The sequence below is a fragment of the Streptomyces sp. NPDC059679 genome (genome assembly GCF_042734105.1).
Taxonomy (GTDB): domain Bacteria; phylum Actinomycetota; class Actinomycetes; order Streptomycetales; family Streptomycetaceae; genus Streptomyces.
Genome location: NZ_JBHWES010000097.1, coordinates 21,802 through 35,227 on the forward strand (window position 1 = coordinate 21,802; position 13,426 = coordinate 35,227).

11 protein-coding genes are annotated in these 13,426 nt (G+C 72.7%); 5 read left to right on the forward strand and 6 right to left on the reverse strand.

The features are described 5' to 3' along the window. Nucleotides 1–7: 7 nt before the first annotated feature. From ACFV2X_RS50860 to ACFV2X_RS50870, 3 genes are all read right to left on the reverse strand, one after another. Nucleotides 8–1,468: an aldehyde dehydrogenase family protein gene (locus tag ACFV2X_RS50860; protein ID WP_385630034.1), complete on the reverse strand. Its 1,461-nt coding sequence runs from the start codon at nucleotides 1,466–1,468 to the stop codon at nucleotides 8–10. A 173-nt stretch (nucleotides 1,469–1,641) separates the two neighbouring features. Beyond that, nucleotides 1,642–3,501, reverse strand: a complete 1,860-nt coding sequence (locus tag ACFV2X_RS50865) for a PucR family transcriptional regulator (protein WP_385630037.1) — start codon at nucleotides 3,499–3,501, stop codon at nucleotides 1,642–1,644. 182 nt (nucleotides 3,502–3,683) lie between these two features. Then, nucleotides 3,684–5,927 carry an ATP-binding protein gene (locus ACFV2X_RS50870; RefSeq protein ID WP_385630038.1) on the reverse strand — a complete coding sequence of 748 codons (2,244 nt, stop codon included), beginning with the start codon at nucleotides 5,925–5,927 and terminating at the stop codon, nucleotides 3,684–3,686. A 268-nt stretch (nucleotides 5,928–6,195) separates the two neighbouring features. Here ACFV2X_RS50870 and gabT point away from each other — a divergent pair, with 268 nt between their 5' ends. Beyond that, a complete protein-coding gene (gabT, locus tag ACFV2X_RS50875; protein ID WP_385630040.1) occupies nucleotides 6,196–7,545 on the forward strand; it encodes a 4-aminobutyrate--2-oxoglutarate transaminase in 1,350 nt (449 codons plus the stop codon). Nucleotides 7,546–7,896: 351 nt separating this feature from the next. Further along, nucleotides 7,897–8,505: a phosphatase PAP2 family protein gene (locus ACFV2X_RS50880; protein ID WP_385630043.1), complete on the forward strand. Its 609-nt coding sequence runs from the start codon at nucleotides 7,897–7,899 to the stop codon at nucleotides 8,503–8,505. Between the two features lie 112 nt (nucleotides 8,506–8,617). Here ACFV2X_RS50880 and ACFV2X_RS50885 read toward each other — a convergent pair whose 3' ends face one another. Further along, complete coding sequence (locus tag ACFV2X_RS50885; RefSeq protein WP_385630045.1) at nucleotides 8,618–9,058, reverse strand: DUF4190 domain-containing protein; 441 nt, start codon at nucleotides 9,056–9,058, stop codon at nucleotides 8,618–8,620. Nucleotides 9,059–9,176: 118 nt separating this feature from the next. Here ACFV2X_RS50885 and ACFV2X_RS50890 point away from each other — a divergent pair, with 118 nt between their 5' ends. After that, the gene (locus ACFV2X_RS50890; protein ID WP_385630048.1) at nucleotides 9,177–9,800 is read left to right on the forward strand and encodes an NADAR family protein; all 624 of its coding nucleotides are present in this window, start codon (nucleotides 9,177–9,179) and stop codon (nucleotides 9,798–9,800) included. Here ACFV2X_RS50890 and ACFV2X_RS50895 read toward each other — a convergent pair. Then, nucleotides 9,749–10,759, reverse strand: coding sequence for a DUF4190 domain-containing protein (locus tag ACFV2X_RS50895; RefSeq protein WP_385630051.1), 1,011 nt, complete (start codon nucleotides 10,757–10,759; stop codon nucleotides 9,749–9,751). The two genes, ACFV2X_RS50890 and ACFV2X_RS50895, sit on opposite strands and share 52 nt — an antisense overlap. Nucleotides 10,760–10,889: 130 nt before the next feature. On the opposite strand from ACFV2X_RS50895, the gene ACFV2X_RS50900 reads away from it, so the two are divergent. Together ACFV2X_RS50900 and ACFV2X_RS50905 are read left to right on the forward strand one after the other, a co-directional pair. Beyond that, nucleotides 10,890–11,912 carry an adenosine deaminase gene (locus ACFV2X_RS50900; RefSeq protein ID WP_385630054.1) on the forward strand — a complete coding sequence of 341 codons (1,023 nt, stop codon included), beginning with the start codon at nucleotides 10,890–10,892 and terminating at the stop codon, nucleotides 11,910–11,912. Then, complete coding sequence (locus ACFV2X_RS50905) at nucleotides 11,909–12,622, forward strand: glycerophosphodiester phosphodiesterase (protein ID WP_385630055.1); 714 nt, start codon at nucleotides 11,909–11,911, stop codon at nucleotides 12,620–12,622. Before ACFV2X_RS50900 ends, ACFV2X_RS50905 begins: the two co-directional genes overlap by 4 nt. Here the strand turns inward: ACFV2X_RS50905 and ACFV2X_RS50910 are convergent. Continuing rightward, nucleotides 12,591–13,181 (reverse strand): Uma2 family endonuclease, encoded by a 591-nt coding sequence (locus ACFV2X_RS50910; RefSeq protein ID WP_385630058.1) that lies wholly within the window; start codon nucleotides 13,179–13,181, stop codon nucleotides 12,591–12,593. The genes ACFV2X_RS50905 and ACFV2X_RS50910 overlap by 32 nt on opposite strands. Nucleotides 13,182–13,426: the final 245 nt, after the last annotated feature.

The following is a 13,426-nucleotide window of genomic DNA, read 5'->3' on the forward strand; positions in this document are numbered from 1 at the left end:
GCGAGGCTCACAGGTCGAGGCCGGTGAGGACGAGGACCCGCTCGTAGGTGTAGTCCTCCATCGCGTAGCGCACGCCCTCACGGCCCTCACCGGACTTCTTGGTGCCGCCGTACGGCATCTGGTCGGCGCGGTACGACGGGACGTCGCCCACGATCACACCGCCGACTTCCAGCGCGCGGTGGGCGCGGAAGGCGGTCCGCACATCGCGGGTGAAGACGCCCGCCTGGAGCCCGTACTTGGAGTCGTTGACCGCGGCGAAGACCTCGTCCTCGCCCGCCGCCTCGCGGACGATGAGCACCGGCCCGAAGACCTCCTCGCAGGAGACCGCGGCGTCGGCGGGCACATCGGCGAGCACCGTCGGGGCGTAGGCCGCGCCCTCACGCTTGCCGCCCGTCAGCAGCCGCGCCCCGCCCTGGACGGCCTCCTCCACCCAGGCCTCGACGCGCTTCGCGGCGTCCTCGCTGACCAGCGGGCCGACGTCGGTCGCATCGTCGGAGGGGTCCCCGGTGACCTGGGCCTCGACGGCCGCGACGATCTTCGGTACCAGCCGCTCGTAGACGGAGGCGTCCGCGATCACCCGCTGCACGGAGATGCAGGACTGCCCGCCCTGGTAGTTGGAGAAGGTCCCGATGCGGGCCGCGGCCCAGTCCAGGTCGGCCTCGGAGGAGTAGTCCCCCAGCACGACGGCCGCGCCGTTGCCGCCGAGCTCCAGCGTGCAGTGCTTGAGCGGCACGGACCGCTTGATGGCGTAGCCGACCTTGTCGGAGCCGGTGAAGGAGATGACCGGCAGCCGCTCGTCCTGGACCAGCGCGGGCATCCGGTCGTTGGGCACCGGCAGCACGCTCCAGGAGCCCGCCGGCAGATCGGTCTCGGCCAGCAGCTCGCCGAGGAGCAGCGCGGACAGCGGCGTGGCCGGGGCCGGCTTGAGGATGATCGGCGCGCCGACGGCCAGCGCCGGGGCGACCTTGTGGGCGCACAGGTTCAGCGGGAAGTTGAACGGCGCGATGCCCAGCACGACCCCGCGCGGGAAGCGGCGCGTCAGCGCCAGCCGCCCGGTGCCGCCCGGGTCGGTGTCCAGCCGCTGCGCCTCCCCGCCGTTGAACCGGCGGGCCTCCTCGGCGGCGAACCGGAACACGGACACGGCCCGGCCGACCTCACCGCGCGCCCACTTCATGGGCTTGCCGTTCTCGGCGGAGATGAGCCGCGCGATCTCCTCGCCGCGCTCGCCCAGCCGCCGCGAGACGTGGTCGAGGGCGGCGGCCCGCACGTACGCGGGGGTGGCGGCGAACTCGTCCTCGACGGCCGCGGCGGCCGCGACGGCCTCCTCGACCTGGGCCTCGGTGGGAATGCTCACCGCGCCGACGATGCGCCCGTCCCAGGGGGACGTGACCTCGAAGGTGTTCTCGCCCGTGGCCTCGCGGCCGGCGAGCCAGAACGCATGGGTGACGGCTTCGTTTGTGTCTGGCACGGCGGATCCCGACCCTTCCGGAAGTGGTGGGGTGATGGTGCGGAGGTGTCTCCACCTCCACCGTAGGCGCGGGACGGCCGGAAGCTGTTTGTCCGGTGCGTAGCAGTCGGCCGCCGCCTCGCGCCGCATTGGTGGGGTGGCCGGGCGTACGGGGTTGACGCCCGCGTTGCGCCTCAGCCGTGCTGGGTCCCTTGCGCGGTCGCCTTCAGGGCCAGCCACAGCTCCATGCGCACATCGGCGTCGTCCAGCGACCGCCCCAGGATCTCCTCGACGCGGCGCATCCGGTAGCGGAGGGTGTGCCGGTGCACGCCGAGGTCGGCGGCTGCCGCGTCCCACTGGCCGTGCCGGGACAGCCAGGCCCGCAGGGAGGCCACCAGGTCGCCGCGGCCCGTCGCGTCGTGCTCCCGCAGCGCCCGCAGCATGCCGTCGGCGAAGGCCCGTACGGCGTCGTCGGCCAGCAGCGGCAGCACGGAGCCCGCCGCGACCTCCTCGTGCTCGACCAGCATCCGGCCGCGCCGCCTGGCCACCGAGAGCGCCTGCTCAGCCTGGCGGTAGGCGGCCGCGGCGGCCGTCGGACCCGCCGGGGCGGACAACCCGATCAGGAGGTCGTCGAGGTCGTCGCCCGGGGGCACGGCGCTGCGGTCACGTGGGCGGACCGCGGCACCGCGGCGGCTCTCGACCGCCTTGGCGTACTCGGCGCAGACGGAGACCGCGGCGCCGCCGTCCGGAGCCAGCACGACAAGGCGCCCGCCGTCGGGCACCACCAGCACGGCCTCGCCGGTGCGGGCGGCGGCCGTCTCCATGGCGTCGGCGAGCGAGCCGAGGCGGGTATCGGCGGGGGCCGCCTCGGCGGCCGGGGCCGTACGGGCCGCCGTACCGCCTGCGTTCGTGCTGTCCGGGGCGGTGTCCGACAGGCTCTCCGCCGACGTCTCCGGTATGCCGCCGCCGGCGGCGGCTGTCGCGCCCGGCTGCTGCGGCCCGCTGCCGGGAGCGCCCTCGGCGACGAGCATCCGGAACGGCGCGTCGAGCAGACCGCCGTACAGCTGCCCCGCGACCGCCCGCGCATGGTCGGGCTCGCCCGCGAGCAGCATCCGCAGCACGGCGGCGCCGAGCCGCTGCTCGGCCTCGTGCAGCGCGCGGGAACGCTCGGTGGTGAGGGTCAGCAGCGCCACCGCCGAATGCACGGCGTAGCGCTCGGCGGTGCCGAGGGGCGCGCCCGTACCGACCGCGAGAACGCCACGGGTGCGGCGGCCGGTGCCCAGCGACTGCAGCTCCACCCGGTCCGTGGCCGCCTCACCGGCCGTATCCGCACCATCGGCACCGCCTGTCCCGTCACCGTCCCCGCCTTCTCCCCCAGGGCCTCCTCCGGCGCCTCCGACTCCTCCGCCACCTCCGCCGCCGAGGACGGCGCTGGCGGGGGCCGGCCGGGCAAGCAGCCGCTCCACATCGGCGGTGAGCCTGGCGGCCCGCCGGGCCGCCCAGTCGGGGGCGGCGGCGACCACCGCGCCGGAGGCGTCGTACAGCGCCGCCCAGCCGTCGAGATGCGCCGCGAGCCGGGCGAGCAGCACGGCGGGCCCCTCGGCGCCGATCGCGGCCCGTGTCAGCTCGCGCTGCGCCTCGAACCCGGCGGTCACCGAGCGGTACTGGTCGGCGGCGATGGCCGCGGACACGGCCTTGCTGATGGCGATGAAGGGCGTGCGCCGCGGCACTTCCAGCAGCGGCAAGCCCTCCTTCTTCGCCGCGGCGACGAGCGCGGCGGGCACCTCGTCATAGTTGACCCCGACCGCGAACCCGAGCCCCACCACCCCGGCACCGGCCAGCCGCCGCACGTAACGGAGCATCGCCTCCGGGTCCTCGGCGTCGAGCTTCATGGCGGTGGTCAGCAGCAGCTCACCGCCCTCCATATACGGCACGGGATCGGCGAGCTCGCTGACATGCGCCCAGCGCACGGGCGTCTCCAACCGGTCCTCACCCGCGAGCACGGACAGCTTCAGCGCGGTGTGGTGGACCAGTGAGGCGAGAGTGGGAGGCATGGCACCTTCGGTCGACGTCGACGCGGGGACTTCGCCGTCCCGTATGAACGGCTGCAACCGATTCTGCCTCAATGGATGAATACGGGGAATCGAAGAACGTCGATTTTCGGCTGCACGCGGGGGCAGCCGGGACATGTTGGCGGGGGTGGGTACCCGCCAGCATGCTCTGCCCCGTACCGGCCTCAGGCGCGAAGATCCACCAGCACCGGCGGCCCGCTCTCACCCCGTACGGAGGTCACCGACAGCACGGCGTGCCCCGCGGGGACCGTGTGCGCGAGCTCCGAAGCCGACCAGCGCTCGCGCTCGACCTTCCGGACGGTCACGGACTGGATCGTCACGGCCTTGCCGGTGACCACCTTCCGGATGAAGTGCATCACCTTGGTGAAGGGAGCCTCCGCGATGATCTGGCGGTCGGTGACGTCCCGCGCCTCGACCCACGCCGTGCCCCACACCTCGGCGAACCGCGCCCCGTCCCAGGTCGTCACCCCGGCGTAGGCCATCCGGCAGCCGACCGCACCGAGCAGCGCGCTGCGCAACGCGTCGGGCACGTCGTCCAGGGTGCGCAGGGTCAGCACGACCCCCGCGTTGGCCGAACGCAGCCGCTGGATACCGCGCAGCGCCTCGGGGGTGATCGTGTGCGAGGCGTCGTCGAGCACCAGACAGGCGAAGAGCGACCGGTCCGCACGGCCCACGGCGCACTCGGTGAACTGCGCGAGAACCAGGCGAGCCAGCATCCGGGACGCCTCGACATGGCCACGCTCGGGCAGATCGATCCGCACCCGCAGCGGATGCTCGAGGGCGCGCAGCGAGAAGGGCCGCCGGTCGCCGCTCGTATTGAAGAACTCGGCGAACACCGGCCGGTCCAGCAGCGCGATCCGGTCGGCGAGCAGCGCCCCCACGTCACCGGGCGTGCCGGCCTGCCGCACCCGCGCGTCCAGCTCGCGCGCCTGCGCCGACTGCCCGGCCGCGTCCAGCGCCTCGCGGAGCGCGCCGACCGCGACCTTCGAGCCGTCCAGCAGCTCGCGCAGCTCGGGCACGGACGGGAAGCGGCCGTGGGCGGCGCGGTACGGGCCGAGCAGCTGGGCGAGCGCGGTCCCCGCCCGGCGGCTGTCCCCGCCCGGCAGCGATGCGGCCATGTCGCCGATCAGGGCCTCGGCGAGCACGCCCGCGGCCTCGTCGGGGTCGTTGGTGCCACCGTAGAGGTCGAGGTCGTACGCGGAGTCCGGGCGGCCGATCTTCACCACGACGTCGAACGCGTCATCCGCCCCGAGCCCCGACCCCGCCGTCCCCACGGCCACCACCGCCACCTGCCGCGCGAGCGCCTGCAGACACAGCGCCTCCACCACGGGCCGCACCAGCCGCCCGGTCTTCCCCGCCCCGGCCGGCCCGACGGCCAGCAGGGACGTGCCGAGCACGTCGGGGTCGAGGGCGAGGCCGACGCCGCGGTGCTGATAGGGGTTGCGGAGGTCGTCGGCGGCGGTGCCGATGCGGACCTGGTGGGCGACCAGGTCGTGCTCCGCCGTACGGGCGGGCAGATCCCGCGCGCCCGAAGGGTGCGCGTGCGCGGCGGCGCCGTGGCGCAGCACGGTGTCGGTGAACGCGGCAAGCGAGTCCCGACCGGCCCGCACCACCTGCCACGCCCGCTGGATCCGGGCATGATCCACATCACTCATCCGCCCCGCCCGCACCTCCTCGGCCAACCGATCCGCAGCACTGTGCGCCCCGGCGGCGCGCAGCTCGGGCCACTGGGCGGGGTCGGCTTGGGGGTTGGTGGGGGTGGGGGGCGAGTCGGAGTCGTCCCAGCGGAAGAGGGGGGCTACATATCGGCGCCAGACTTCGCCCCAATTGCCGACTCGGCCGAAGATCACGACGATGGCGCAGGCAAAGATCGCATAGTAGGCGTATGTCGCCACGACATACGCCATCTCGCCGTTTTCGGCCCAGGAGTCGGGGGTGAGCAGGTCGAGTGGCCACAACCAGTAGCCGCCAAAGTAGTTATTCCAGAGCATCGCCCCCACCAGCCAGCCGCAGAGGGCGGCGATGAGCGCCCCGGCGACCAGCCGTCGGTCGGGAATCCGCTCCGGATCCTCCGGCGGCTTGGGCTTGTACCCGTACGTCCACACCCCCGGCGCCGCCTCAGGCCGCGGTGTGCGCAGCCAGTCGGTCAAGGACGGCCGCCCGCCAGAAGGTGTCCCTGGCACGCTTTGCGGCATCGGCGGCAGGCCCGCCGTTAGGCTCGCGGGCGGCGGGGCCGACGGCTGGGGCGGGGTCGCTGGTGCCTGGTGGGGGTACGAGGGTGGTCCGGCGGCGGGCGGAGGGCCGACGGGCGGGGCGGGGAGGGGCGCAGGAAATGGGGGTGGGGTGGCCGGATGGTGGGGTGGGTTGCGGTGGGTGCCGCGTGAGTCGAATGTGCCCTCGGTGTCCATCTGCTGCCCCTTGCCCCCTGACCGGCTGTGCTCCGTGCTCGCGCCTCGCGTCACCGCGCCGACGCGACAGCGTCCAATCTAGTGTTCCCAGCCGGGGAGTTCAGCGACCCGGCCGTTCCCACGCCCCGTTCATCCCCTCCGCGCTATGTCCGCCAAGGACAACGCACCACGCCCACTGCTCCCGAACGGAACATGCCACACCCACCGCACCCCGCCTAGCCTGCGAGTAAAAGCGCCGTTATTCCCCCTGGACCACCTGGAGCACCCCATGACCGAACTGTCCGGAGGCCCCTCCCTCCCGCAGGAGCGCCGTATCGTCACCGCGATCCCCGGCCCGAAGTCCCAGGAGCTGCTCGCGCGCAAGACCGCGGCGGTGGCCAGTGGTGTGGGAACCGTCATGCCGGTGTTCGCCGCGCGGGCGGGTGGCGGGGTGATCGAGGACGTGGACGGCAATTCTCTGATCGACTTCGGCTCGGGCATCGCCGTGACTTCCGTAGGCTCCAGCGCAGAGGCCGTCGTCCGCCGTGCCACCGCCCAGCTCGCCGACTTCACCCACACCTGCTTCATGGTCACCCCTTACGAGGGCTACGTACAGGTCTGCGAGGAGCTGGCCGCCCTCACCCCAGGCGACCACCCCAAGAAGTCCGCCCTCTTCAATTCCGGCGCCGAAGCCGTCGAGAACGCCGTCAAGATCGCCCGCGCCTACACCAAGCGCCAGGCCGTCGTCGTCTTCGACCACGGTTACCACGGCCGCACCAACCTCACCATGGCGCTGACCGCGAAGAACATGCCGTACAAGCACGGCTTCGGACCCTTCGCGCCCGAGGTCTACCGCGTCCCGGTCGCCTACCCCTACCGCTGGCTCACCGGCCCCGAGCACTGCGCCGACGAGGCCGCCGCCCAGGCCATCGACATGATCACCAAGCAGGTCGGCCCCGACAACGTCGCCGCCATCATCATCGAACCCATCCTCGGCGAAGGCGGCTTCATCGAGCCCGCCCCGGGCTTCCTCCCCAAGATCGCCGACTTCGCCCGCGCCAACGGCATCGTCTTCGTCGCCGATGAGATCCAGTCCGGCTTCTGCCGCACCGGCAGGTGGTTCGCCAGCGAGCACGAAAACCTCGTCCCCGACCTCATCACCACCGCCAAGGGCATCGCCGGCGGTCTCCCCCTCGCCGCCGTCACCGGCCGCGCCGAGATCATGGACGCGGCCCACGCCGGCGGCCTCGGCGGCACCTACGGCGGCAACCCCGTCGCCTGCGCCGCGGCCCTTGGCGCCATCCAGACGATGCGCGACCTCGATCTCAACGCCAAGGCCCAGCGCATCGAGCACATCATGAAGACCCGTCTCGCCGCGCTCCAGGACAAGCACGACATCATCGGCGACCTCCGCGGCCGCGGCGCCATGATCGCCATCGAGCTGGTGAAGTCCGGCTCCAAGGACCCGAACCCGGAGGCGACTGCGGCGGTGGCGAAGGCCTGTCACGCCGCGGGGCTGCTGGTCCTGACCTGCGGTACGTACGGGAATGTGCTGCGCTTCCTGCCGCCCCTGGTCATCGGCGAGGAGCTGCTGAACGAGGGGCTGGACGTGCTCGAAGAGGCGTTCGGTCAGCTGTGACTGTGAGTGATCGATGGGCGGCGTGAAGAAGATGTGCGAGGGCGATGACAGCTGGGTGATCGGCCTGTCGGGCGCGGCTTCGCTGCCGTACGGTCGTGGCAGATGAGAGAAACACCCCGCTCGCAGGGGACTGCGAGCGGCGCCGAGCCGGTGCTTCCCCAGCCCCGACCCGGCTGTGCCCTCGCGCACACCACTGGAGCCTCCGGCTCCGGATCTCCTCACCGATCGGACGGCCGCCCGCCCCAAACCCCCCGGGGCGCGCGGTATTCCGGTCACCACGGCGGCCCCGGAACCACCCCCCCTGTTCCGGGGCCGCCGATCTTTTTTGCGTTCACTCCGGTCCTCGCCCTGGTGGCCCTGTTCGTGCTGTGCACCTGGCAGGTGGCCGCCCACGGCCCGCTGCGCTCGCTCGACGAGCGGCTGGCCAAGGCACTCACCGCGTCCTCGGGGCTCGGCCCCGCGCTCCTTCCCTCCCCCGCCGCCGAGTTCTTCGCCGACCTCGGCAACATGGCCGTGGCCCTGCCGGTGCTCGCGGCCGTGCTCGGCTGGGTGGCGTGGCGGGAGCGGCGTGCGGGGGCGGCGCGTTGGTGGCTGCCGCCGCTGGCCGCCGCCGTGGCGATGGCGCTGGTTCCGGCCCTCGTCGCGCCGGTCAAGGCCCTGATCGACCGCCCCGGCCCACCCGGCCCTCTCGCGGACGGCTCCGGCTTCTACCCCTCGGGCCACGCCGCCACCGCCGCGGTCGCCTACGGCGCGGCCGTCCTGCTGCTGCGCCCGTATCTGCGGCGTCCGCCCACGCGTCGCACGCTCGTCGGGGCGGTGGCGCTGCTGAACCTCGCCGTGGGCATCGGGCTCGTGCGGCGCGGCTACCACTGGCCGCTGGACGTGTTCGGGAGCTGGTGTCTGTCCGGCCTGTTGCTGTGGGCCGTGTGGGGGCTCCTGCGAAGAAACCGGAGCCGCTGAGAGAAGCCGGAGCCGGCGTCAGCTCCTCATGTCACCGCACACCGTCGCCTGACCGCCCCGTTTCGGCGAACCTCTGATCCGTCGGGGCGGTACCGGCACCAAAACGAACGGGCTAGAAGACGGAGTCGATCGCGGCGTCGAGCGCCATCAGGTAGATGGCCGGGATGACCATGCCGAGGATTCCGCAGACCAGGCCCGCAGTGGCCGAGCCGCCGTTGTTGGCCTCGCCGCGGCTCACCTTGCCCTTTCCGACCGCGCCGAAGATGATCGCGAGGATGCCCAGGATGATGGCCAGGACCCACAGGAAGTAGGTGATCCCGCACACCAGCCCGATGATGCCGCACACCAGCGCGGCGGTCCCCATGCCGTTGCTCTGCTGCATGGGCATCCCGGTGGCCCCCGGGTGGACGGGCGGCGCGGCGGGGTAGCCCGCGGCGGGGTGGCCCGCGGCCGGGTAGCCGCCGGCGGGGTACTGCGGGGGCTGGTTGGGCGGCTGGGGCGTGCCGTACTGGTTCGGGTCGTACGGGCCGGGCTGTGGGTTGGTAGACGACATGGGTGGTCTCCCCTCCTGATGAAGTGCCGTGCAATGTTATGGGCTGACCGGTCCTCGGGCCCACCCACGGCGGCGGCTCTCTCTCCGCGCTGTCAGTGGCGGATGCGAAAATCCGAGCATGGAGACGAACGGGGAGACGGTTTCGGTTTCGGCGGACGGCGGGCCGCGTTCGGTGGCCGAGCTGACCGAGCGGGCGGCGGGCGGCGAGCGCTTCAAGTACGTGTGGTTCTGGGGCCACCGCGCGCCGCGCGGCGGTGGTGTGGGCCCCGGGTGCTTCAGCCAGTGGTGGCCTTCGGAGTTCGTGGTCGGCGGTGTCCGTTATGCGACGGCCGAGCATTGGATGATGGCGGGCAAGGCCCGGCTGTTCGGCGACGCGGACGCCGAGCGGCGGGCGTTGGAGGCGACCCATCCCAAGCAGGCCAAGGACGCGGGCCGTTCGGTGCGGGGCTTCGACCAGGCGGAGTGGGAGCGGCACCGCTTCGAGCTGGTGGTCCAGGGCAGCGTGCACAAGTTCGGCGCGGATCCGCTGCTGCGCGAGTATCTGCTGGGGACGGGTGCGCGGGTGTTGGTAGAGGCCAGCCCGATGGACCGCATATGGGGGATCGGCCTGGCTGCGGACGACGAGCGGGCTCAGGACCCGGCCCGCTGGCGCGGGCTGAATCTGTTGGGCTTCGCGCTGATGGAGGCCCGTCAGCGGCTGTCGTCCGGGGCGTCCACGACCACGACGGCGGCGCCGCTGTAGGCGGGTCCGTGGGCGTACGGGTCGTCCGGGTCGTCGTCCTCCGCGATATAGACGAAGATCATCACGACGCTCGCGACCACGGCGATCACCCCGAGGACGAGTCCGGCCAGGGCCTGTCCGCCATTGTCGGCCTCGCCTCGCTGCGCCTTGGCTCGGCCGAGCACCCCGAAGATGATCGCGAGCACGCCGAAGACGATGCTGAAGAAGAGGACGGTGCCGACGATGCCCAGCACCAGGGCGGCGGTGCCGTTGCCGTTGTCCGGGGTGAAGGCGACAGGCCCATAGGGCGGGCCCGGGTAGCCCGAGCCCGGATAGCCGTAGGCGGGCTGCGCTCCGTACGGGGGCTGGCCGTAGCCGGGCTGGCCGTAGCCGGGCTGAGCGTAGCCCGACTGGCCATACCCGGTCTGGCCGAACCCGGTCTGGCCATAGCCGGGTTGACCGTAGCCGGGTTGACCGTAGCCGGTGGGCGCGTACGGCCCCGCCCCGTACAGCCCGGGCGGCGGCTGATAGGCGCTCGGCGTGCCGGGGCCGGTCGGCGCCTGAGGCGGCGGGGGCACCGCCCCCGACCCCATCGCCGGGCCCGGCCCGGGCACCGCGGGCGGCGGCGGGACGAGGGGCGGGCCCGGTATCGGCGGCGCGCCGAGCGCCGGGGCGGCGGCCGGGGGGACAGCCGTCGGCGGCTCGGCCGCCGCGGGCCCCACGGCCGACTTGTCCAGCAGCACTCGCTGCTCCGGCGGGGCCCACGGATCGCTCTCGCGCGGCTCGGGCCGCTTCGGCTCTGCGGGCTGAGCAGGCTGGTCGGACTGCTCGGGCGGCACGGCACGCTCAGGCTGCTCGGGCGGCACGGCACGCTCAGGCTGCTCGGGCGGTACAAAACGCTCAGGCTGTACGGCACGCTCCGGCTGGTCGGACTGCTCGGGCTGGTCGGCCATGCTCTCCCCCAGGTGATGTCCGCCCATGCTACGGCCTGTGCCCGACCCCTACCGGCGGTCTGTGCCCAGGCCCGTTCACGACCCGTGCCGCCCCCTCCCCGACACCCGATTACGATGACCGGAGCCCGTCGCAGCCGGCCGCCTCCCGGAGGATCCGTTGACCGATCTCACCACCTTCATCGCCGGCCTTCCCAAGGCGGAGCTGCATGTGCACCACGTCGGCTCGGCGTCCCCGCGCATCGTGGCCGAGCTCGCCGCCCGCCACCCCGACTCCAAGGTCCCCGCCGACCCCGAAGCCCTCGCGGACTACTTCGTCTTCCGCGACTTCGCGCACTTCATCGATGTCTACCTCTCCGTCGTCGACCTGATCCGCGACGCCGACGACGTACGGCTGCTCACCTACGAGATAGCGCGCGACATGGCCCGGCAGAACATCCGCTACGCCGAGCTGACCGTCACCCCGTACAGCTCCACGCGGCGCGGCATCCCCGATGTCGCCTTCGTCGAGGCGATCGAGGACGCCCGTAAGGCGGCGGAGGCCGAGCTGGGCACCGTGCTGCGCTGGTGCTTCGACATCCCCGGCGAGGCGGGTCTGGAGTCCGCCGAGGAGACCGCCCGCATCGCCTGTGACCTGGGCCCGGCGGGTCTGGTCAGCTTCGGTCTCGGCGGACCTGAGATCGGCGTGCCGCGCCCCCAGTTCAAGCCGTACTTCGACCGCGCCATCGCGGCCGGGCTGCGCAGCGTCCCGCACGCGGGCGAGACGACCGGCCCCGAGACCATCTGGGACGCGCTCACCGAGCTGCGCGCGGAGCGCATCGGCCATGGCACCAGCGCCACCCGCGACCCGAAGCTGCTCGCGCACCTCGCCGAGCACCGGATCCCGCTCGAGGTCTGCCCCACCTCCAACATCGCCACCCGCGCGGTCGCCACGCTGGACGAGCACCCGCTGCGGGAGATGGTCGAGGCCGGGGTGCTGGTGACCATCAACAGCGACGACCCGCCGATGTTCGGCACGGACCTCAACACCGAGTACGCGGTGGCGGCCCGGCTGCTGGACCTGGACGCGGCGGGCGTCGCGGCCCTCGCGAAGAACGCGGTCGAGGCGTCCTTCCTGGATCCGGCGGGCAAGGCGCGGCTGTCGGCCGAGATCGACGCCTATACGGCGGCCGCGGACCGATGACCGCGCCGGCGGCGGCGTGCACGGCGGTCGCCCACCGCGGCGACCCGTACGTATGCCGCGAGAACACCCTCGCCTCGGTCCGCTCCGCGGTGCTCGCGGGAGCCGATGCGGTGGAGATCGATGTGCGGCTGACCCAGGACGGCGTCCCGATGCTGCTCCATGACGCGACCCTCAAGCGGCTGTGGGGGCACGACCGCCCCCTCGCCGCGCTGACCGGCGGTGAGGTGCGGCGGCTCACCGACGGCGGTGTGCCCTTTCTGCGGGACGCCCTCGCCGCGGCCGACTCGACCCGCATCATGATCGACCTCCCCGACGCCTCAGCCGCGCACTGCGCCGTGACCGAGGTGCATGAGTCCGGGGCGGCCGACCGCGTCTACTACTGCGGCGGTCCGGCTGCCATGTACGCCGTGCGCGGCGAGGACCCGGACGCCGAGCTCGCCCTGACCTGGACCACGCTGACCCCGCCCCGCCCGACGCTGCTCGCCGACCTGCGCCCCCGCTGGCTCAACTACCGCTTCGGGCTGGTCTCCCCGGAGCTGGTCGCCCGCAACCACGCCGACGGGCTGCTGGTCTCCGCGTGGACCGCCGACACCCGGCGGTCGATGGCGCGACTGCTGCGCGCGGGGGTGGACTCGATCACGACGAACCGGATCGGGGCGCTGTGTGCGCTGCTGGGGGTCAGTCGTGGGGGAACTGCTCGGTCGAGATGACCAGGTCGACGACCGTACCGGTGAGGTCGATCGGTTCGCCGAAGTCCACGGTCCGCTGGGTGCGGTACTCATCGCCCTTCGGCTCCGTGAAGACGTGGCACTGCCGCTGGTAGGGATCGGCGATCAGATAGACCGGGACGCCCGCCACGGCGTAGGTGTCCCTCTTGGAGCCGTAGTCGTTCCTGCCCGTCCCCCGGGAGATGACCTCCAGCACGAACTCGACGTCGCGGTACGAGAGGTTCCCGTGCTCATCCGGCACCGCTCCCTCGGCGATTTTCGCCAAGTCGGGGCAGAAGCCGTTGAGGTAGCCGGGGAAGTCGATCCGCACATCCGAGGTGATCCGCGCGTCTTCGCCGAAGCGGTCCTCCAGCTGGCGCAGCACCCTGCGAATGATGTCCCAGTGCGTCGTACGCTGCGGCGTCATGCAGATGGCCCCCTCGACGATCTCAACCCTGTAGCCCTCGGGGGCAGGCATCCGCTCCAAAAGCTCGAACATCTCGTCCAAGCTCGGCTCGCCGCTCTCGGCCATCTCGATCCGTTCGGTCAACTCGACGGTCATCGTGCCGCTCCTCCCCTGTCGCGCGTGTGTACGCGCAGCCGCACAGTTCAACGATACGTACGGTCCCGGGACACGGAGGAGGGCGTGCCCCGGGACCGTCAGGCGTCAGGCGTCAGGCGTCAGGCGTCAGGCGTCAGGCGTCAGGCGTCAGCCCAGCGAGGTCATGACGTGCTTGATCCGGGTGTAGTCCTCGAACCCGTACGCGGACAGGTCCTTGCCGTAGCCGGACTTCTTGAAGCCGCCGT

Excerpts from the sequence above, each read along its gene's own strand:
- gabT (WP_385630040.1), top strand. The coding sequence starts at position 6,196 with ATGACCGAACTGTCCGGAGGCCCCTCCCTCCCGCAGGAGCGCCGTATC.
- ACFV2X_RS50885 (WP_385630045.1), bottom strand. The coding sequence starts at position 9,058 with ATGTCGTCTACCAACCCACAGCCCGGCCCGTACGACCCGAACCAGTAC.
- ACFV2X_RS50910 (WP_385630058.1), bottom strand. The coding sequence starts at position 13,181 with ATGACCGTCGAGTTGACCGAACGGATCGAGATGGCCGAGAGCGGCGAG.
- ACFV2X_RS50890 (WP_385630048.1), top strand. The coding sequence starts at position 9,177 with ATGGAGACGAACGGGGAGACGGTTTCGGTTTCGGCGGACGGCGGGCCG.
- ACFV2X_RS50895 (WP_385630051.1), bottom strand. The coding sequence starts at position 10,759 with ATGGGCGGACATCACCTGGGGGAGAGCATGGCCGACCAGCCCGAGCAG.
- ACFV2X_RS50870 (WP_385630038.1), bottom strand. The coding sequence starts at position 5,927 with ATGGACACCGAGGGCACATTCGACTCACGCGGCACCCACCGCAACCCA.
- ACFV2X_RS50865 (WP_385630037.1), bottom strand. The coding sequence starts at position 3,501 with ATGCCTCCCACTCTCGCCTCACTGGTCCACCACACCGCGCTGAAGCTG.
- ACFV2X_RS50905 (WP_385630055.1), top strand. The coding sequence starts at position 11,909 with ATGACCGCGCCGGCGGCGGCGTGCACGGCGGTCGCCCACCGCGGCGAC.